We start from the raw sequence: 233 nt of genomic DNA, 5'->3' as shown, positions 1-233 counted from the left end.
GGCGTGAATTTACTCCTTTATTTTTTGTTGATATAGGGAAATAATGAAAATAATTAATTCCAAAAGTGACATAATGGTATGAGAGCAGACGACTTAATCCTATTTTCTCAAGTAATCGAACTTGGCAGCTTTAGTAAGGTTGCAGAGGCAAATAACCTTACAAATTCGGTAGTTAGCAAAAGAATGGCGAGGTTGGAGGAAGAAATAGGGGCTCAGCTATTATATCGAACAAC

The 233-nt window shown here is 36.1% G+C and carries 1 protein-coding gene; it reads left to right on the top strand.

The features are described from left to right. Positions 1-78: 78 nt before the first annotated feature. The coding region (locus IQR33_RS01935; RefSeq protein WP_193843459.1) for a helix-turn-helix domain-containing protein at positions 79-233 on the top strand (155 nt) is incomplete at its 3' end.

It is taken from the genome of Vibrio sp. OPT46 (genome assembly GCF_015163535.1).
GTDB lineage: Bacteria > Pseudomonadota > Gammaproteobacteria > Enterobacterales > Vibrionaceae > Vibrio > Vibrio alginolyticus.
This window is presented reverse-complemented; position numbering and strand designations above follow the sequence as displayed.